This is a genomic window from Psychrobacter sp. H27 (assembly GCF_059072655.1).
Window position 1 is genome coordinate 2992431 of record NZ_JCACRX010000001.1, and the last position, 21297, is coordinate 3013727.

Genomic DNA, 21297 nt, shown 5'->3' on the forward strand with positions numbered 1-21297 from the left:
TTCGTAGCTACTATCTCTTGTTTATCTATGTGTTGATGCTAGCTTTATATTTATAAAAGATATCTTTTAGTTGCTCAATGAGTGTCACGATAGTCGTCTCTATTAATCGCTAACGTATTCATAATACTAGTCAGTTACTCAGACTCTAGTAGAGTATACGTCTAGCGCCATGATGGCTAGATCATTATTCGCTCAGGAATAGATGCCTATATAGTGCTTCAGATCACCACCTCACTTACCTCAATTACTTCACTTGTTGCAGCTGCTTAGCTTATAGTTAAGAGTTACTGATAAGCACAGTCAAAAAAACCTCGCCACTAATGGCGAGGTTTTTTAATCATAAAATAAAGCGAGTGTATCAACTTATTTATTTAAGTTAAGCTCCATCTCTTTATACTTAGCAGATACTGAAGGTCTTGGACCACCAGTCATAATACTAACGGCAAAGATAGCGATAGTGCTTAAGATAAAGCCTGGAACGATAGCATATAACCAGCTGTTAAGCGCCATACCATCGACTTGGAACGGACCATAGATCCATAGGATAACTGTCAACGCACCAACAACCATACCAGCGACAGCACCGTTACGGTTCATACCACGCCATGTTAAGCTAAAGATAACCAACGGACCGAAGGCTGCACCAAATCCTGCCCATGCATTAGAAACCAAGTTTAATACTGAACTATCTGGGTTAGAGGCCAACATAATGGCGACAACAGCAACGACTATCACTGAGATACGACCAACCAGTACCTGACGAGCTTCTGGCGCATCTTTATCAAAGAATAGCTTGTAAACATCTTTTGTTAGAGAACTTGATACCACCAACAGCTGTGATGAAATTGTGCTCATGATGGCAGCTAGAATAGCCGCTAATAAGAAACCTGACACTAATGGATGGAACAAGAACTGAGTAAATACTAAGAAAATCGTCTCAGGATCATCAAGCGTCATCGCTGTTTTTTGTACATATGCGCGACCCGCAAAACCAGTCATTAATGAACCGATAAGGCTGACAACCATCCAGCTCATACCGATATTACGTGCTGTTGGTACATCTCTAACCGAGCGAATGGCCATAAAACGTACGATGATATGCGGCTGACCGAAGTAACCAAGACCCCATGCCATGAGTGAGATAATACCGATGACACTCATACCGCTAGTCACATTTAATAGGCTTGGATCAATATTTCTAACTGCTTCACTTGTAGCAGAAATACCACCAAGATCAGTAAAGGCAACGACAGGTACGATTACCATTGCAAAAAGCATGATAACACCCTGCACAAAATCCGTCATTGATACCGCTAGGAAGCCGCCGAATAACGTGTAAGCAACAACGACACCAGCAGTAACCCACAGACCAGTACTATAGGATAGGTTAAGTGAGCTTTCGAAAAGCTTACCGCCACCTACTAAACTTGCAGCGGTGTAAACGGTAAAGAATAAGATGATAACCACTGCAGAGATGACGCGTAGCATATGCGACTTATCTTCAAAGCGGTTGGCAAAGTAATCTGGTAAGGTGATAGCATTGTCTGCAACTTCGGTATAAACACGAAGGCGAGGCGCTACAATAATGTAGTTTAGAAGGGCACCAAGGGTCAAACCAAGTGCAATCCATACACTGACGACACCGTCAGCATACATATAGCCTGGAAGACCAAGTAATAACCAACCTGACATATCTGAGGCGCCTGCTGATAGTGCAGTTACCGCTGGGCCCAAGTTACGACCCCCAAGCATGTAGCCTTCAGTATCATTGGCTTGCTTAAAGTAAGCATAGACGCCAATGCCGATCATCACTAAAAAATAGGCGCCAAGCGATATCAGCACGCCACTAGAAACTCCGTTCATATAAATTATCCTTAACCAACATGGTTGGCTGTAATTATTTTTTAACTATAAAAGTCTTCATCCTACAAGGCGATGTTCAAAACAATATCTAAAGACAAAAAAAGCCATTAATGTGAGACATAATGGCTTTTTTCAGTATCTAATGTAGTTTTATATGATTGAGATGGCTCTATGGCTAGCACTCATATAGAGATAGAGAACAACGGGAATGTCGCATTCCGCTTATTTATTATTGCTCGCATCTGCTATTTATATATGAGTATTAGCAACCTACATAATCAATCAGATGAAACCATTAAACTTACTGTTAACCATCATATCTTACTAGAAGTATTCGATATATGACTATCAGTGTCCCTGTGGTAAGTTTTTGTTATTAAAGCAACGTCAAGCGCATTATAACGCATGGCAGTCACAAATGCGAATAGCTTAATCTGATAAATTGTTATAGCAAACGGTTTTTACTCGATAGGTGCAAGCAGGTCTAATAATGCAGTCACGCTACTAGATTGGGTTAACTTTGGATTGATAACCACACCTAAATAGCGTTGTAATTCGATATTGTCAGCCATATCGATACGTTCTAAATCTTGACTGACCATTGTTTGTGGCAACACGGACCAGCCAAGTCCAACAGAGACCAACATACGAATGGACTCAAGAGGGTTGGTGCTCATCGTGGCATATGGCTTTAGGTTATGCTTAGCAAATTCAGCCAAGGTGATCTGACTGGTAAAAGTATTGGCAGAGGGTAAAATGGCAGGGTAACGCGCTAGCTGCTCTAGTGTGACATTCGATTTGGTAGCCAAAGGTGATAACGTACCGGTCATAAAGTAGAGCGGGTCTGACCATAGCGTGTGATACGTTAGACGCTTATCATATACAGGAGGTAGTGTCACAAATGCCAGCGACAGATCACCATCCAATACCGCTTTGTGCGCTTTTTCTGAATCGACAAAATGCACTTCTAACTGAACTGCTGGATAAGTCTGGATAAAGTGCTTCAGTACTGGTGCTAAGTGATGTAGGCCAATATGATGGCTCGTACCAATCACAAGCTTTCCAGATACAATATGCTGAGAGTGCTGTAGATTAATCTTAAAATTCTCATAATCTTCTAACCAGCGCTTGGCATGTGGTAACATCTCGCTGGCTGCTTGAGTAGGTACAATCCCGCGCCCTACAGTATCGAACAGAGTAATATTAAATTCATCTTCTAGGTTTTTGATGCGCTTGCTGACGGCCGGCTGAGTGATAAACAGCTTTTCTGCTGCACCTGATATACTGCCGGTGTGCATAACGGTAACGAATGTCGTCAAGTTTGTAGTGTTCAAGCGGGTGTCCTTAGCTACTTTATGAGCTATAAATAAAAGTTGGCGTATCTAATTATAACGTATTAGAAATAAAAGTTTGCATCTGGTTAAAAATCATCAATTATTATTATAGGATTTGCCTGCTATAATCACAAGACATCAAGACGTATTGTCACATATTTATTCTACAAACCTGATTATTTACGACACAAAGACATGCTTTGAGCACTGATAATCGTCATAGAGTGCAAGTTATAGGTAAGCAATCTGTACTACTGGTTTAACTACGGGTCTAAAAATAGCGATTGAAAAATTAGCAGTCTTACTTTTGGCCTTAAAAACCATAGCCTAAAGAATATAATTTAAAGGGTATAACCTAAACAGCATAGATAATTATCACGCTTGTAGAGACAACGTTATAGACCAGCATAATATTTAAACAACCATTCAAATAGATAAAATCCCAGCTTGCCATTGAGTAAGTCTGCGAAAATTAAGTCATTAGTCATCAATAAAGGATAGCATCATGGCCGGTCAAACATTATATGACAAACTTTGGAACGCTCACGAAGTCACCAAGCGCGATGATGGTTCGAGCTTAATCTATATCGATCGTCATCTTTTACATGAAGTAACCAGTCCACAAGCCTTTGAAGGGTTAGAGCTTGCCAATAGAGCACCATGGCGCCTATCTGCCAATATCGCAAGTCCTGACCATAATGTACCGACTGTCACCAAAGAGCGCTCAGAAGGTGTGCCTGGTATTAAAGACAAAGTGTCACGCTTGCAAGTTGTCACTTTAGACGAGAACTGTACCAAGTTTGATATTGCTGAGTTTACCATTAATGATGCGCGTCAAGGCATTTTGCACGTCGTTGGTCCTGAGCAAGGCTTAGTACTACCTGGTATGACCGTTGTCTGCGGCGATTCGCACACAGCCACCCACGGGGCGCTTGGTTGTTTGGCTCATGGTATCGGTACCTCTGAAGTTGAGCATGTATTGGCAACGCAGTGTTTGATTCAAAAGAAATCAAAAAACATGCAGATCCGTGTTACTGGTCAACTGGGTACTGGTGTGACATCAAAAGATGTCGTATTGGCTATTATCGCTAAGATCGGTACGGCGGGTGGCACAGGACATGCGATTGAGTTTGCAGGCCAAGTATTTGAAGACATGAGTATGGAAGGTCGTATGACCGTCTGTAATATGGCCATCGAAGCCGGTGCCCGCGTAGGTATGGTAGCAGTTGATGATACGACGATAGATTATGTCAAAGGTCGTCCGTATGCGCCTGATGAATCACAGTGGCCACAAGCGGAAGCTTACTGGCGCACACTATATTCAGACAATGATGCGGTATTTGATACTGTGGTTGAAATCGATGGTAGTCAAATAGCGCCTCAGGTGTCTTGGGGTACCTCACCTGAGATGGTGGTAGATATCACGCAATCTGTACCAACGCCTGATCAAGCTATTGATGAAGCGCAAGAAGAGGGCTGGTTACGCGCTTATACCTATATGGGGCTAGAGGCAGGTCAGAAAATAACAGATATCCAGCTTGATCGTATCTTTATTGGCTCATGTACCAACTCTCGTATTGAAGATCTGCGTGATGCAGCAGCGGTAATTAAAGGCCGTAAAGTTGCTGATAACGTCAAAGAAGCTATCGTCGTTGCAGGCTCTGGACAAGTAAAATTGCAAGCAGAAGCAGAGGGTTTGGATGCTTTATTTACTGAAGCGGGCTTTGAGTGGCGCGAGCCGGGTTGTTCAATGTGTCTTGCGATGAATGCAGACAAACTTGAGCCACAAGAGCACTGCGCTTCAACCTCTAACCGTAATTTTGAAGGTCGTCAAGGCAATGGTGGACGTACGCATTTGGTGAGTCCAGCAATGGCAGCCGCTGCAGCATTGGCCGGTCATTTTGTGGATGTTCGTACATTTTAGGCCCGATGAAGATGAGTTGAAAACTGGTATATATAGTTATTACTTATGCCAGTATATTGTTTGAATCAGTGAGAGATTGATTGCCGTTTTACTGACTCATCAAAGTCTTCCGCCAGCAAAAATACAATTGATAGGGAATTTTATGCAAGCTTATAACACCCAAACCGGCATCGTTTGCCCACTTGATCGCGCAAATGTCGATACCGATCAAATTATCGCAAAACAGTTTTTGAAATCTATTAAACGTACAGGCTTCGGCGTAAATCTATTTGACGATTGGCGCTATCTGGATGAAGGCTATCCAGGTCAGGACAATAGTACACGCGTTATTAATCCAGACTTTGTATTGAATAAGCCGCGTTATCAAGGTGCTACTATATTGCTGGCACGCAGAAACTTTGGCTGTGGCTCTAGTCGCGAGCATGCCCCTTGGGCGCTTTCAGAGTATGGCTTTCGCACCGTCATTGCGCCAAGCTTTGCAGATATTTTTTATAATAACTGCTTCAAAAACGGTATGCTCCCGATTGTTTTAGACGAAGCTATTGTAGATACTCTAATGAAAGCCACGATTGCCAATGAAGGCTATGAGCTTACCGCTGATTTAGAGCGTCAGGTGGTTATCACGCCAACAGGCGAAGAGTACGCCTTTGATGTCGATGCTTTTCGCAAACATTGCTTACTCAATGGACTTGATGATATTGGCTTAACATTGCAGCAAAGTGATGCTATCAAAGACTATGAGCACAAAATGATGCAAAAAACGCCATGGATATTCAACAGCGTACGCGCTTAGCTGGTGGGTCGACGATGAGTTTATGGGTTATTGCTTACAAAACTACCGGACAGGCGTAACGCAGCGTTGAGTTATGGCGGTGAACTGGCTAAAATGAAAGGTAGTTTTTTACAATATTTTATTATCTCTCTTATAAATAGTAGCCGCCATTATGAATAAAAAACATTATGCTCTATGGACAAGCACCATTGTTACTGCAAGCTTATTTTTGTCAGGCTGTCAGCTGCTGACGGGTTACCAAAAAATAGACGAGGCAAAAAGTGCGCAGGCGTGGGTAGGTAAAATTCAACCTATCGATGGGGAAGTAAACATCGCATGTGTAGGCACTTATCACTGTGAAATTGTGCAAATAGATAAGACGCTCATCATCGCGCCTGACAGTCACAAACCAGTCAATCCTCAGATTGTAGTAGATATGCCGAGTTACCAAGGTGCGATAAACGCCCCTGCAAGTATGGATATGACGCCTCTTATCAATAAAAACGCTATAAAGATAGTGCCACTAGCAGCGTCTAGCATGCCTGGGTTGACCAATTACTATGCTCGAGTACTGCCTGCAAAACACGAAGTCCATGTGAATTTTTATCCAGAAAACAACATGGGCTATATTGAGCGTTTTGCGATGATTCATGATTTTGCTGAAGCAGGTACTTATCAGTTACGTGCTTATCAAAAAAACATGAGCAAAAAGCCTGGCAGCCTACTAGAAACAGCATCACCTGAGCCTTTGTGTATCGAGCTATTGCAAGGTAATGAGGTGCAGCGCCGCTTCTGTAAGCAACTGGGGGCTGAGCATCAAGGTGAGTTTGTAGAGACTGACATCATAAAAACTGTATCATCATCCAAAGCCAAAAAGATCAAAGCGTAATAAAATTAATTTACCAATAAAAATATATCCAAAAGGATTAGTATGGCAACGATTTTAACATTAGCGGGCGATGGTATTGGCCCTGAAATCATGACTCAAGCTATTGATGTGCTCAAAGCAGTCAATGATAAGTTTTCGCTAGACTTAACATTAGAGTCTGGATTGATTGGCGGCGTAGCCATTGATGCAACAGGTGAGCCCTTACCTGATGAGACGTTAGCGCGTGCGCGCGCAGCAGATGCTGTATTATTAGGTGCAGTCGGTGGACCTAAGTGGGATACAATTGAACGCAGCAAACGCCCTGAGCGCGGTTTGCTAAAAATTCGCGGCGAGCTTGGTCTATTTGCTAACTTACGTGTAGCAAAACTTTATCCGCAGCTAGCCAATGCGTCAAGCATCAAACCTGAGATTATATCTGGTTTAGATTTGCTTATCGTTCGTGAGCTGACAGGTGGTATCTATTTTGGTGAGCCACGTGGCATCCGTACACTAGATAACGGCGAGCAGCAAGGCTATAACACAATGGTGTATAGCACCAGCGAGATTGAGCGTATCGGTAAAGTTGCTTTTGATCTGGCAAAAACACGTGCCGAAGCCGCAGGTAGAGCTGCTCAAGTATGCTCAGTAGACAAAGCCAATGTCCTAGAAGTGACTGAGCTGTGGAAGCAGACGATAACTCAGATGCAACAAGCTAATTATAGCGATGTAGCGCTGTCGCACATGTATGCGGACAATGCGTGCATGCAATTGATCAAAGATCCTAAACAGTTTGATGTTATGGTGACGGGCAATATGTTCGGTGATATCTTATCTGATGAAGCAGCAATGTTGACAGGCTCCATTGGTATGTTGCCATCAGCAAGCTTAGATGAAGCTGGCAAAGGTATGTATGAGCCATGCCATGGTTCAGCACCAGATATCGCTGGGCAGGATAAAGCCAATCCACTGGCGACTATTTTGTCTGTTGCTATGATGCTGCGTTACACCTTTAAGCAAGAAGCAGCAGCACAAGCGATCGAGCAAGCAGTTAGTGAGGTTCTTGATGATGGTTTGCGTACGCTTGATATTCTAGACAGTAGCGAAGCTGGCTTAAAACAAGTAGGGTGCCAGGAGATGGGGCAAGCTGTTCTAGCTAAATTATCGTAAGTTTACTGATATCATATAGATTTCTTTGACAGTCTTATTTGTGTTTTTTGAACCCATAAGTTATTAAGTAACTTATGGGTTTTTTGCACTATAGGCACCGAGGCAAATCCTAGTGTAAACAAATCAGTATATTTATGCGCCCTATTAACAAATGCATAGTATGAATAGTCAGTTATTAACATAAAGCTGTTAGAGGATAGTGGTAGCGCTGTGGCAATATATTCCTACAATAAATTTTTCGATGCTTTTTTTGATATATAGTAATTATTTAGGAGGTTTTATGTCTCAACTACTCAAAGTTGGTGTTGTCGTTGCTATAGGTACCGCATCATTGTTTTCAGTAGGTTGCAGCAATGCCAATACCAGTGAAAACAGCGTACAAACAACGGAAGATAAGTCAGCGAGTAATGGCGCAACAGATATGGATACGAGTGCAGAAGCTACTACAACAGATAATAGTATGACTGTAGATACAGACACTGACATGGGCACGATGAGCAATCAAAATAGTGACAGTACCAATAATGGGGCAACAGACAGCACGATGATGGGTGGCAACGATACCAGTCCCGTCACCAATGGTGTCAGTCAGCAAATAGAAGGGGATAGCAACATTGCCAACTCGTTGAATAAACTCCTTCCTAAAATTAAATATAGTACAACAGAATTATCGGAAACTGCCAAAAAAGTAAATGACGCCACATGGACAGCTGATAGTAAAATAGATCGAAATGTCGGTACTAAAGTACAAGCACTATTGAACTGGAATCATAGTGGTGTTGGGGCAGTGGATGGTTACTGGGGGAAGAATACACGTAAAGCTATGCAAGCGTTCCAAAAAGCACAAGGCCTACCAGTGACAGAATCGCTGAACGAAACAACGTGGCAAGCATTAACTCAAAATAGTACGCTTACTTCACAGCCCGTATTGGTCAGCTATCAGTTAACCGACGCTGATGTAAACGTCACGACAACTCAGATCCCGGCTAGCGCAGAAGCCAAAGCGAAGCTAGATGGTATGTATTACGAAAGCGTTCTAGAATCTTTAGGTGAAAAATTCCATATCAGTCGTGACTATCTTAAATCGCTCAATCCTAATGCTAGCTTCGAAAGTGGTGAAACTATTATCGTCTATAATCCAGGCAATCCCAACACCACACCAGTAAGTCGCGTGGTCGCTGATAAAGACACCCAAACGCTATATGCTTATGACGATAGTAATAATTTGGTAGCCAGTTACCCGACGACAGTAGGCAGTACAGCAACACCTTCACCAACAGGTACGCATCAGGTCAAAGTAAAAATTCATGAGCCCAATTACACCTATACTAGTGATGATGGTAAAAAGTCGATTATACCTCCAGGCCCTAATAATCCAGTCGGATCAGTGTGGATTGGGTTAAGCAAGCCCTCTTATGGCATTCATGGTTCACCAGATCCTGAGCGTATCAGCCGTCAAGCATCAGCAGGCTGTGTTCGCCTCACCAACTGGGATGCACTTAGTCTATTAGGAGTTATCAAGAGCGATGCAACTGTCGAGTTTAATTAATCTATAATTCAAGCAGTTCATAAAACGCAGACAAAAAAATACCGCTAATATTGAGCGGTATTTTTTGGTAAAAATAAACAGCGAATACTAAATAACTAAAACTGTGATAGGCAATAATGAGTAGGTCGGCATTTTCATTATTATTATCAGTTAAACCACCCAAGCGTCTATATCAGCTATCAGCGATAAAGTAGCTATTTGGTTGTTGGCTGTATTTTTACAAATACGTTTGTAACTATTTGGTTGGTATGTATTTAGTTCTTACCACGGTACGTGATACGACCCTTAGATAGGTCATAGGGGGTCATCTCGACCTTAACTTTATCACCTGTCAAAATACGAATATAATGCTTACGCATCTTACCTGAGATGTGTGCAATGATTTCGTGTCCGTTTTCTAAACGAACTTTGAACAAGGTGTTAGGAAGGGTATCAATGACTTCGCCTTCAAATTCGATAATATCGTCTTTTGCCATAATTTGTATCAATCAATTAAAAATAAGCCCATATTATACGTAAGTTAGTAGATTAAAGCAATACAGAACCTGGTTTTGACTTGACAGCCTGTAAGTGATATGTATATCAGGTTATGTTGCATCAATCAGGTAGATTTAGCCAGACAGGCGTTAATGGTGCATCTGGTAATAAGGATTGGAAGCGTTCGGGGTAGTAGGCATTGATAAAATACAGACCGTCGCCTGACGCCGTGGGCGGCGCAATGGTTCGATCTTTTTTATTCAAAATGTTCAAAAAATCTGCTGGTTTTAGCTCATGTCTACCGATAGCGTATAACGTACCCATTAGATTACGAACCATATGATGCAAAAAACCATCTGCCTGTATGTCGAATACAATAAACTGTCCATGAGCAAAAAGATGAGCATGACTGATGGTACGGACTGGCTGGTTGGACTGGCAAGCCGCAGCACGGTAGCTGCTAAAGTCTTGCGTGCCAACAATATCGGACGCCGCCTGTTGCATAGCGGTGAGATCAAGAGGCTCATAGATGTGAGTCACTTGATGATTCAGTATCGCAGGTCTCTGTGTTTGATTGAGCGTGATATAGCGATAACGCCGGGCAATCGCGCCAAAGCGCGCATGGAAATCAGCGGGCATTGGCTGAACCCAGCGTAGCGCAATATCATCAGGCAAGAGGCTGTTTACGCCGCGTAACCAGTTATGAGTAGGGCGATACGCATGGGTGGTGAAATGAGCAATCATGTTACTGGCATGGACACTGGCGTCAGTACGTCCAGCAGCAATAACTTCAACTGATTCGTTGGCGACCTTGCTAATGGCATTCTCTAACGCTTCTTGGACACCCAGCACTTCTCGTTGTCGCTGCCAGCCATGATAATGTGTACCCAAGAATTCGATGGCAATCGCTAAAGTATATAGTGGCGATTGTTCATGATCGATGATTTTAGTATCAGACATTGTGGTTTCTAAGCTTATAAATTTGGAATGGATGCAGAGTTGCTTATCTTTTTTTGATGCTTGTACCCGCTTGACTGACATTGTTCAACCAACGCTGTCGACGTCTTGCTGGACTGTCATAGCGCAGTAGCAACCACAGCAACCGTGCATAAATAGCAGGGATAGTTAAACGACCACCAGCAATTACATGATAGTCGTATTGCCAACTACCAGCGGCATAGCTGTCGCTTACACCGCCAAACGGACATTGGCTGGCGCATATCACGATGTGTCCCTGCTCATGAGCAAGACTGAGCGTATCTGCTAGTGTATCTGAATAAGGAATATTACCAGCGCCAAACCCTAGCAGGATAATACCGCATGGCGGCTGAGATAATAAGTTTTGTAATTGATTATTTATCACAGACGCATCATTGGGCAAGCAGTATAAGGCATGGATCTTGGACTGCTCAGCGCGTGCCGTGATATTAGGTAGCAAGACTTGCTGATCATCAAGCCAATGCTGTCTGCGAGTATCTGGGAGGTTTCTGATATAACTGTTGGCCGGATATGCCGCACGTGAATGACCCGTAAATGCCATAAGATCATGACTGTGAATCTTTTGCACGGTTTGTGCAGGCCATGATTCACCGCCAAAGCTAATTTTGACGCCTGACTCACCAGCAGCAGCTAACTTTAATGAGTCGTTAAGATTGCCCCAAGCATCGCTATGGTCGTCAATCTCATAGGACTGTATTACCTCACTGTTTAGCAATGGCCGCATGCTTCCAGTCACTACGATACAAATATCGCTACCGGCAAAAGCCTCTGCTAAAAATGCACCTAAGTAACTCAATGTGTCGGTGCCACTAATCAGTACAAAGCGTCTCTCACCTTGCGTGTAAGCATTGAGTAGTAACTGATAAAAATGTACAAAATCGCTGGGGGTAAGCTGGCTGCTGTCTTTGATTAGCGTGTTGTCCAGCCATGAAATGGCTGGTGAAGTAACGGCGTTATCTTGTTCAGACAATAGTTTTTTTAGTGTGGGCAAAAAGATTTCTGCTGATAAAGGGGCCAAAGGGCGGCCATAGCTACCAAAGGTACCACCAGCATAAATCAGTTGAATAGGATCGGACAGGTTTTTGGATGTAGCAGAAGATGGCATAATATCAACACAGTAAAAAGTATGAAAGAAAAGAGGTGCTATAGAGTTTAGTAGCAGTGATAGCATTTAATAATAGATGGTATCAGAGTCAGATGCAAAAAATCAGCAAGCACGCCTTAATCAGAGAATATTTGCTGATTAAGGCGTGCTTGCTGATGACTACTTTGTTTGTTGATTACGCAGTACGTTCAAGCAGCACTTGTGCTTGTTGTTTTTGCTCGCTATTACCTTGAGCAATCACTTCATTCAATAAACGTTTTGCACTATCATACTCACCCAGCTGTAGATACTGACCTGCTAAGTCCAATGTTACCTGATTGCTATCTAGAGACTTCACAAAATCGAAATCAGCGGCAAAGCGTGATGAAAAGTCTTCTACTGATTCAACAGCTTCAGTGGTGTTATCAGTTTCGATCTCTACTGGTGCGGTTGTAGAAGCGGGAGCTTCTAATAAAGAGTCGGCATCATCAATACCAAAATCATCATCTATGCTTGTATTGTCATCAAATCTCAGCGGTGCAGGTGATGAATCATCCGACGCTTCAACAGGACTATCTTCAATATCATCAGCGAGTAGTTGTTCTTCAAGATTAAGATCTACAAAACTATCATCTTCAAATGTGCTGTTTTCAAACGTATTGTCTTCAGCAGCAACTTCTTCAAAGTCAGTGTTTTCTAAAATAAAGCTATCGAGGTCATTACTTTCTTCGGTAGTAGATAATTCGTTATCAAAACCGGTATCGACATTAGAGACAGCATCAACGTTATCTGGCGTATCTAAACTATCTAGAGATAAAGAAAAGTCATCTTCACTGCTTTGGACAGGATCAGTAGAAGTGCCTACTAAGTTATCAGTTACATCGTTAGTTATTGCTGTATCTGTATCCGCTGCTAAGTCATCAAAATCTAAGACAAAATCGTCATCTTCTAACGCTAACTCTTCGTTTTGGTCGTCTACAGTATCTGAGATGATAGCGTTGTCAGTCGACGTATCGTCAGTCGTCGAGTCAAAATCAAACTCAAAGTCACTGAAATCATTGTCTTCAATAACTTCAGTATTTTCATCAGTAGATGTAATAGAGGCGTCATCATCTGTAATAGACAATGGTGCAACAGGATTGTCAGCAGTAGTATGAGGCTCGTCAAAATCACTTTCTAAGTCGCTTTCTAATGAGTCGCTTTCTAAATCACTAAGCGTCAGGTCAAAGCTATCTGCTGCATTTTCAGTAGTTGGACTGGTATCATTGAGTTCATCGGAAAGTACTGGCTGAGCAATAGGCTCGTCTATTACAATATCTTTGTTGTCTTCGAAGACTGGCTGATCAGAGATTGTATCTGTGTCATTGACTTGGCTGGTTGGTAAATCAAAATCTAGACCGTCAAAGGTATTATCAACAGCATCCTCAGTTGCTAGTTCTTGTGTAGCGACTGGACGTGGCTCGCCAACATACAGATCTTTGAGTTCATCAGCGAGCGTAAGGGTCTTGCCATCGTTATTAAGTTTAATGGTGTTATAGACGTTATCGAAGTTTTCTGGCTGATCAATAGTGGCGTATATACTGAGTAACTTGATAGATAATTGACCATCATTAGGTTTTTCACTTAGACCACGATTGATTGTTTCGATCGCTTTGTCATAACGTTGTTGATCTATGAAGCGCTGAGCAATGGTAATGTGATCAAATTTATTGTTAGCGTGTTCATTGCTTTGGGCAGTAGTGCCATAATCCGTCTGCGGTGCCCGAGTAGCAGAGTTTCTTAGCGAGTTGACAGGGGGTTGAGCACTCTGTTTTTGTGCTTTGTTTTTGCGCAATAACAAGCCTGCAACTAACAGAATAAGCACCAATCCGGCGATAATATATAGCATATTGTCCATTGTTACTCCTACGCCTATGATCATAGCGTCTTGCGTTGATCAGTTAGGCAATTATTGATTGCGTAGTTTTTTAAGACGAGCTTGTAGCTCAGCCAGTTTTTGATTTTGTAGTTGGAGCTTTTTAGTATAGCTATTGAGTGCGCTGCTAGTCTTTGACAAACGCTTCGCCTGTGAGGCTGTTCCTTGTCTTGACGATTTGAGCGTTGCTAAAATATCAGTGCTTAGACCATTACCAGTATCCGCTGCAGATTTTGCTTGTGTTCCATCTGCATTGCCGTCACTACCAGGGGCAAGCACAGAAAACTGCGCTTGTGGCAGTATCTTTGTTTTAGTCGTTGTAGGTGTGTCAGGACGCTTGGCTACTTGCGCTGTTTCAGATGATTTTTTGGTTGGTGATGGTGCAGCTTTTTTGGTTATAGGTGTATTTGCTCTACGGTTATACTGTCTCTGGGCGCTAATAGCAGCTTCCAAACTCTGCTGCGACGGTATGATATCGTAACTGGGCAGGCTCAGCTTCGCATCTGCTTTTAACTGATCGGCATCTTTATTGATAAAGGCATCAGGGTTTTGTGATTGAATCTGCTTCATTACTGTTGGCGTATCTAGATTGTTTTCTTCTGCAATCTGCTGAGCAATCACCCACAAGCTATCGTTGCGCTGTACCTGATACTGAGTGGTAGCGCTACTCACAACTTTATTACTGGCTGTCGTCGAATCATCAGGTGGTAGTGCTGTGCTATCCGCGGTCTTGCGGTCTTGAGAGGCCGCCGTAGGAGTATCACTCGCATCTTGCGCGATTGTTGATACGCTTATGGGCTTGCTCGTTGGTACGAGAGGTGAGCTTGCTATAGCATCTGCTTTGCTGCTTGGCTGTATTTGACGTGTCACTTGTATATTGAGAATATCGAGCTGCTGATTGGTTCTTGGTTTATCTGCTGCCACTGTATTTATGCTGTTTTTATTAGAGCGTTCATTGATAGCGCTACTGTCAATTGTCGCCGAGCCACTATTGCTACTTGCGGTACTCAAGAGGCTATTGCTCATAGAGTTTGTTAAGTTACCGCGATTATCAGTAGGGCTAGAATTATTATCTGTATCAGAGATACGCTTCAAACGTCCATTATCAAGGCGACTAGGTGCATAAGCGAGACGGTTGACCTGTGAGGTAACGGTCACAGTGGGCGCTTGTACGTTAGGCGCCGCTAACGTGGTCGCCAATAAGGCGTCTGTTGGTGCTTTTGGTGTTGATAATTGGGGCGTTGATAATTTAGGCGAGGATATTGCAGGTACCGAAATCAGCGGTGGCGGAGCACCTCTGCGGACTGTCAAAGGCATGGCAGTACTTGCAGAGACGCTAGGTAGATTTGGTTTCTTTGCTGCTGTCGCCATAGTGTTACTGGTATTGATAGGCAGGGTTTCTTTCAAAGGCATCAGTAATGTTTTTGGTAACATATTGCGCTGCCCCTTGTCGTTTATCGCCAAAACAACATCAGCAAACGGCTTGGATACAGGCTGCGAGGTAGTGATAAGCAACTGGCCACTGGTCGCCGAGGTCGGTTGAAATCGTACCATCATAGAGTCAGTAGGGGAGAGCCCCATTTGCTGGTAGATAGTAGAGTTTGCCAAACTGGCTGAAAAGTCCGCTGCTTCTATATTGCTAACAGCGATACTAGCGGCTAGTGGCTCATGCTGAGCTGAGGTAACTACCGTTTTACCGATAGTTGCTGCCTGTGCGCTTGATACTAGGACCGCCCAACCTATAGAGCAAAGCATTGCCATCGATACCGCGCGATGTACAGGAGTCAAGCGACGAGATAGATGACAAGACATGAGTAGTCCTTTAGGATATAAGTTATCTTTGCTGTTATAACAAAATACGGTTTAGTTTACCAGTTTATTTCACAACTGTTGTGTGCAATGCACAAAATGTTTATGTCATGTTTAGTCAACTTTTCTATCTAACAGCATGGCATCACCATAGCTGAAAAACCGATACTGTTTGTCAATAGCATGTTGATAGGCGTGCTCAATAGATGATTTGCCTGCAAATGCCGACACTAGCATCAGCAGTGTTGATTTAGGTAAGTGAAAGTTCGTTAACAATCGATCGATAACGCCAAACTTAAATCCTGGGTAGATAAAAATATCGGTATCACCTGACCAGCTAGAGAGCTTTTGCCCGTCCATAGCTGTCTTTTGATAAGCCGTCTCTAGGACACGAGTTACTGTTGTACCGATAGCGATAACTTTGTTCCCATTTGCATGAGTCTGATTGATTAGCTCGGCCGTCGTTTGCGGTAGGTGTGCATATTCGCTATGCATGGTGTGATTGAGTAGGTTGTCTGTTTTGACTGGCGCAAAGGTACCAGCCCCAACGTGTAATGTGACAAAAGCAGTATTGATGCCTTTTTCTGCAAGCTTGCTCAGTACCGCTTCATCGAAGTGCAAACTCGCTGTAGGAGCCGCTACGCTAGCAAGCTTAGTAGGATCATGAAAAACGGTTTGATAACGAGTGTTGTCAGTCTCATCGGCATGACGCTCAAAATAAGGTGGAATAGGAAGTTCACCATAGAGCTCTAATTGCGGTAAAATCGGCGCATCAAATGCCAAAATAAACAAGTTGTCTTGACGTCCAATCATTGCAGCACTCATATGACCGTCAGCAAGTTGCAAGCGCTGACCCAGCTTAAGTGCTTTGCTTGCTTTTACATGACAAAGCGCAATGTGTTCTTGATTCACTGGCTCATCACTCATGTCTTTTAGATGCAGGGCTGCAGTATCTAAATCATCAAGATTAACTAAGCGTTCAATCAGGACTTCAAGTTTGCCGCCAGTATCTTTTTGGCCGAACAGACGCGCCTTCATTACCTTTGTATCATTAAAGACAATTAGATCGCCTGCATCCAATAAGTCGGGCAATGCAGAAAACAAACAGTCTTCTATTCGAGTAGTGTTTGTCTGAGAGTTAGCAGGCAAGTATAGCAATTTTGAAGCAGAACGCTGTGCTAGAGGATAGCGGGCAATCAAGCTATCTGGCAGCTCATAATCATAGTCCTCAACGCTCAAATAGTTTGAGGTATCGTTATTGGCGATGGTATCAAGCGATGTGTTTGTATCAGTAAATGCAGTGTGAGAGTCAGTCATAATCAGTCTTTAGTTCAATAGAGATTTTGGCATAATTGTAGCAGAAATGCTTTTATGAAAGGATACTTTACCCGATGATAGCAGCGTATGATATGACTGTTAGAACAGAGTAATAGCCTAAGCGGAAATACGAAACTGATTGCTTTTATTAAAAATAACCATCAGTCAGCGATTAGGTTATTCAAATAAAGTTAATTGAGGCAATAACTGCGTAGAAGGTAATAAAGAAGAAAAGGTCACACCTACCAGCCGAATGGGCAGCTCGCGTGGAATATCTGCAAATAGCTTGTCTAACCAGTAATGTGCAGACTCAGCGCTATCAAAAGTGGTAGATAAAGTATGCGAGCGCGTAATTTGAGTGAAGTCCGAGTATTTTATTTTGAGCGTGATGGTATGGGCAACGAGGTTTTTTTTGTGCAGCTGGCTAAAAGCATCAGCATTCTGCTCATAAATCTGTATACGCAGCTCGTCATTATCATTCAAGTTATCTCTAAAAGTCGTCTCTGAACCGACTGATTTGTGAGTACGCTCAGACTTGACTGGTCGCTCATCACGGCCATGAGCGATATCGTAATAAAACTGACCACGTTTACCGAACTCTTCAACCATAGTAGCTGCTGGCACACGCCGGAGATCTGCGCCATTGCTCACACCCATCGCATGCAATCGCTTTGCTGTTGCTTTCCCTATACCGTGAAAGCGTTCAATAGGTAGCGTACTAATAAACGCATCAGCATCTTTTGGTGTGATGATAGCGGTGCCATTGGGCTTATTGATATCGGAAGCAATTTTAGCCAGCATTTTATTAAATGAGACGCCAGCAGAAGCAGTCAACCCTGTCTGCTCTAGAATTTGTGCCCTCAACCAGTTGGCCATTAGCGTTGCTGAGCCTTTGTGCGCGCTAAGCCCAGTAACGTCCAAATAGGCTTCATCTAGTGATAATGGCTCAACATGGGGGGTCAAACTATGCATAATACGGCGAATGTCACTACTGACCGCTCGATAAACCTCAAAACGCGGTCTGACAAATACCACCTCTGGACAGCGTCTACGCGCCTCATAACAGGACATTGCTGAACGTACGCCAAATTGACGCACCTCGTAACTGGCAGCAGCAACCACACCGCGACCGTTAGGATCGCCGCCAACTACCAATGGCTTACCTCGAAGCTCGGGAAAGTCGCGCTGCTCAACACTGGCATAAAAAGCATCCATATCAATATGAATGATTTTGCGAGGACTGGATTCTTCAGAAATGTTCATAGTCGATATTTTACCTGACTTGCTGACTTTTTCTATTATCAATTGTTAGATTTGATAGGAGCCAATAAAAACTGATAAACAAAGTTGCATTAATATCCATATTTTGATATATATCATAAAGTAAATATAATATAAGTGGCGCACCGCTGTTCTAGATAGATAGGAAGTTTCATGCTTTTGCAACGTTAGTGAACAGTTGTTTCTTTTTGCCCAGTTTTATTAAAAAGTTTGTTAAGTGTTTTTATTCAACTAAGCCGTTTGTCTTAGTAGTTTTGCCATTCATCGCTAATCTGATAGCTATCTATTACAGTCAGTCCATTAAAGTTTTACACTAGTAGATACTCAATAGTAATAAGCGCGGTAAAAAATAAATAACGCCTAACATGCTTTTTTATACGAAAACATTGTTTGTCGTTAATACCAAATTTACGAATTGAGTACGGATAAATCAACTCTTGAAAGGTAGGTATTGTGAGAGAGTGCAGGATGTCAAGGAGCCGATGATGAATAACGAACTGAAGGGGAGTGACCTAACACGGGCAATGCTAGCACGCGGTACCAAGCGAATATGGTGTGCGGTTTGTGATGACAGCGATGAGCAAGCAATGATGGATCATTGTGGCAATGACTTTACCGCCTATATCGTATCATTCCGTGATGGATTTTTTTACTGCAGTGCGGGCATGCCATGGAGCTATGCCGTACCGATTAAGATAAGTGCGGTTACGCAATACGAAGTAGCGGTATAAGTACAAGCAAATATTGCCAGTAAGAAGTGACAAGCGTAACGTAATAGTCATAAAGTTGCAGGCACAAAAAAACCTCCGAAAGGGGAGGTTGAATTGTACTACATATTGGTACCAGTGGTCGGAACGATACATATTAGTTAAGTTATTGATATTAAATAAAAAAATATTATTAATGAGTTTTTGTGTACACCACAGTGTACATAGAATATTGATTTCAAAATTTTGGATCAAAGATGAATGTTTAATAAGTGTATTGTACCTTAATTTTACGCAAGCTAGAAAATTTATCCCTGTCTTGAGTTATAACTTATGATAGCTATCTGTATTGACATTACCTGCATCTTTGATTTGTTTTCCATAATTTTCTTCAGGAAGAAATGTTTGTAGTGAACTAGCTTCCTGTTTGGGTGGAGGGGTGCCAGTTGGTAGCTTTTCATTATCGTACATTGATGAAATAGCGGAATCTGTATCATACGAGCGACTCCGCTCTTCTTTATTGTCAGTACGTGAGGTTTCTTTAAGAATGGACTTTTCCTCACTATCTTCGCTTTGCGAATTACAGGGCTGCTCTAGAGGTATCTTATCAAAAGAAGCATATTGATTAGGAAAAGATGGGTCTAGCTGAATGTCTTGACCTCTCATTTGACTATAAGCAGATTCAACTAAGTCGTTTAAGACTTCACGCTGTTTTTTACCATAAGCCTTAGCAAGATACTTTAGGTTTTTCTTATTGTCGCTTGTGAGATCTATACCCTGATTTTTCTTAATTTTATTGCGATCACGCCTTTGCTTCGAATTCCAAACGTCTTCCATATTACTAATAAAGAGGCCTCTATTATCAGCCGTTTCTCTGTCTACAACTTTACCCTCTTTGTAAAGCCAATAAGTATCAAACATCCAATAATCTAGTGATGCCAGTATGTGACAAAGCCGCATAGGTATATCTGTCGCTTTAAATTTAATAGTGTCAGAACAAATTAAAGCCTGTTGGTACCCATCCTTATCAATGTTTATTTTTCGCCCTCCGTTCTTTTTTTTATTCTCTTTGTTTCTTCTCAAATTGTTAAGATCATGCAATTTATTCATATATTGATATATATGGTTTATTTTAACACTACCTCCATTATTAGTCAGCCATTTAATATCTGTTGAATTTACTTGACTAAGAAGATAAGCGTCTTTTAACAATTCTAAAGCTATCTTTTTCATTGCAATTTGTGAATCGTTAGTTCTATCAATAATTTCTTGATTCGATATCAGTAGTTTTTTATTGAAAATAACATCATGAATAAAAATTGATATATCGGATTCTGTGATTATTGATTCACTTGAATTGATAGTGTTTCTTAAAACCATATTTAACCATAGTGCGGCTCTTGTATCGTCGTAGAACCACTTGACGTATGACAATGGAATGCTGTTTTCCGCACTGACTTCTAAAAGTATATTCAAATTTCTAACATTATATCGTTGCTGTTTTAAAATTCTTATCAACTGTAATTTACAAAATGAGTCGTTTTTTAATACAGTTTCTGTTAGTAGTCGACCTCGTCGTCCCAACTCGAAAAGGCACCAATACACATTGTAAATGCTAAGAGCATTGATCTTTTTTTCAATATACCTTTCATTCTCTATCAAAGTCTGGCTCCTATTTCTAAGTCCGTTTCTCATTATTTGTCTCCATACAACAACTAAAGGCAAGTCATTTCTTGCTAATTACTGATCGTCATACTGTTGAATTTTTCGTCATTATAATATCACTAAAACGTCATTAAAACGTCGTTATAAATTTAGTATGTTGTAGGAATTATATATGCTTTAGCTATTAATTTTTTATAAATTGACATCAATCACAATCAGCTAACTCCATCTTCACTTTATTCTACGAAACACAGTGATTTACTGTATCGTATTTTTCATTAGCCCAAGCGTGGCTTGCAGAAAATTGTGATCTGTAGACCCTCAAACTGTTGGTACTATAATATAACTTATATTAAGTATTACCTAACTAAGGCAGATCCTATCCGCACTCAATTGTAAAGAAATACACAACCCTATGAATATATGTAACATCCATTCAACTTTATATTTATAGGAAATCAAGCCATGATCTACTCACCTGTTAATCACTCACAACTTATCTCTAACGTCGACAGACTTGTCAGACAGATACTGCATGGTACGATAAATTTTCAACAAATCAAAAG

16 protein-coding genes are annotated in these 21297 nt (G+C 41.8%); 6 read left to right on the forward strand and 10 right to left on the reverse strand.

Annotated features, from left to right (window positions below; translation table 11 throughout):
• Positions 1-363: 363 nt before the first annotated feature.
• Together putP and AC5JPY_RS12375 are read right to left on the reverse strand one after the other, a co-directional pair.
• Positions 364-1863 carry a sodium/proline symporter PutP gene (gene putP, locus AC5JPY_RS12370; RefSeq protein WP_493852618.1) on the reverse strand — a complete coding sequence of 500 codons (1500 nt, stop codon included), beginning with the start codon at positions 1861-1863 and terminating at the stop codon, positions 364-366.
• A gap of 461 nt (positions 1864-2324) precedes the next feature.
• Entirely contained in the window at positions 2325-3197 is an 873-nt protein-coding gene (locus tag AC5JPY_RS12375) for a LysR family transcriptional regulator (protein WP_058023799.1), read from the reverse strand.
• Positions 3198-3702: 505 nt separating this feature from the next.
• On the opposite strand from AC5JPY_RS12375, the gene leuC reads away from it, so the two are divergent.
• The 5 genes from leuC (at position 3703) to AC5JPY_RS12400 (ending at position 9477) form a co-directional block, all read left to right on the forward strand.
• Positions 3703-5121 carry a 3-isopropylmalate dehydratase large subunit gene (gene leuC, locus AC5JPY_RS12380; RefSeq protein WP_493852619.1) on the forward strand — a complete coding sequence of 473 codons (1419 nt, stop codon included), beginning with the start codon at positions 3703-3705 and terminating at the stop codon, positions 5119-5121.
• 142 nt (positions 5122-5263) lie between these two features.
• Entirely contained in the window at positions 5264-5914 is a 651-nt protein-coding gene (gene leuD / locus AC5JPY_RS12385; RefSeq protein WP_319050174.1) for a 3-isopropylmalate dehydratase small subunit, read from the forward strand.
• 151 nt (positions 5915-6065) lie between these two features.
• Complete coding sequence (locus AC5JPY_RS12390) at positions 6066-6782, forward strand: hypothetical protein (protein WP_493852620.1); 717 nt, start codon at positions 6066-6068, stop codon at positions 6780-6782.
• Positions 6783-6824: 42 nt separating this feature from the next.
• Positions 6825-7928 (forward strand): 3-isopropylmalate dehydrogenase, encoded by a 1104-nt coding sequence (gene leuB, locus AC5JPY_RS12395; protein ID WP_493852621.1) that lies wholly within the window; start codon positions 6825-6827, stop codon positions 7926-7928.
• A 280-nt stretch (positions 7929-8208) separates the two neighbouring features.
• Positions 8209-9477 (forward strand): L,D-transpeptidase family protein, encoded by a 1269-nt coding sequence (locus tag AC5JPY_RS12400; protein ID WP_493852622.1) that lies wholly within the window; start codon positions 8209-8211, stop codon positions 9475-9477.
• Positions 9478-9731: 254 nt separating this feature from the next.
• Here the strand turns inward: AC5JPY_RS12400 and infA are convergent, their stop codons facing one another.
• The 7 genes from infA to dinB form a co-directional block, all read right to left on the reverse strand.
• A complete protein-coding gene (infA, locus tag AC5JPY_RS12405; protein ID WP_021814850.1) occupies positions 9732-9953 on the reverse strand; it encodes a translation initiation factor IF-1 in 222 nt (73 codons plus the stop codon).
• A 121-nt stretch (positions 9954-10074) separates the two neighbouring features.
• Complete coding sequence (truA, locus tag AC5JPY_RS12410) at positions 10075-10914, reverse strand: tRNA pseudouridine(38-40) synthase TruA (RefSeq protein ID WP_493852623.1); 840 nt, start codon at positions 10912-10914, stop codon at positions 10075-10077.
• 43 nt (positions 10915-10957) lie between these two features.
• Positions 10958-12058 (reverse strand): asparaginase, encoded by a 1101-nt coding sequence (locus AC5JPY_RS12415; RefSeq protein WP_493852624.1) that lies wholly within the window; start codon positions 12056-12058, stop codon positions 10958-10960.
• A gap of 175 nt (positions 12059-12233) precedes the next feature.
• Positions 12234-13934, reverse strand: a complete 1701-nt coding sequence (locus AC5JPY_RS12420) for a FimV C-terminal domain-containing protein (protein ID WP_493852625.1) — start codon at positions 13932-13934, stop codon at positions 12234-12236.
• Positions 13935-13985: 51 nt separating this feature from the next.
• Entirely contained in the window at positions 13986-15764 is a 1779-nt protein-coding gene (locus AC5JPY_RS12425; RefSeq protein ID WP_493852626.1) for a type IV pilus assembly protein FimV, read from the reverse strand.
• 111 nt (positions 15765-15875) lie between these two features.
• The gene (gene queA / locus AC5JPY_RS12430; protein ID WP_443524411.1) at positions 15876-17078 is read right to left on the reverse strand and encodes a tRNA preQ1(34) S-adenosylmethionine ribosyltransferase-isomerase QueA; all 1203 of its coding nucleotides are present in this window, start codon (positions 17076-17078) and stop codon (positions 15876-15878) included.
• Between the two features lie 177 nt (positions 17079-17255).
• Positions 17256-18341: a DNA polymerase IV gene (dinB, locus tag AC5JPY_RS12435; protein WP_493852627.1), complete on the reverse strand. Its 1086-nt coding sequence runs from the start codon at positions 18339-18341 to the stop codon at positions 17256-17258.
• A gap of 503 nt (positions 18342-18844) precedes the next feature.
• Between dinB and AC5JPY_RS12440 the strand changes: the two genes are divergently transcribed.
• Entirely contained in the window at positions 18845-19090 is a 246-nt protein-coding gene (locus AC5JPY_RS12440) for a hypothetical protein (protein WP_319050185.1), read from the forward strand.
• Between the two features lie 300 nt (positions 19091-19390).
• Here AC5JPY_RS12440 and AC5JPY_RS12445 read toward each other — a convergent pair whose 3' ends face one another.
• Complete coding sequence (locus AC5JPY_RS12445; protein ID WP_493852628.1) at positions 19391-20728, reverse strand: hypothetical protein; 1338 nt, start codon at positions 20726-20728, stop codon at positions 19391-19393.
• Positions 20729-21297: the final 569 nt, after the last annotated feature.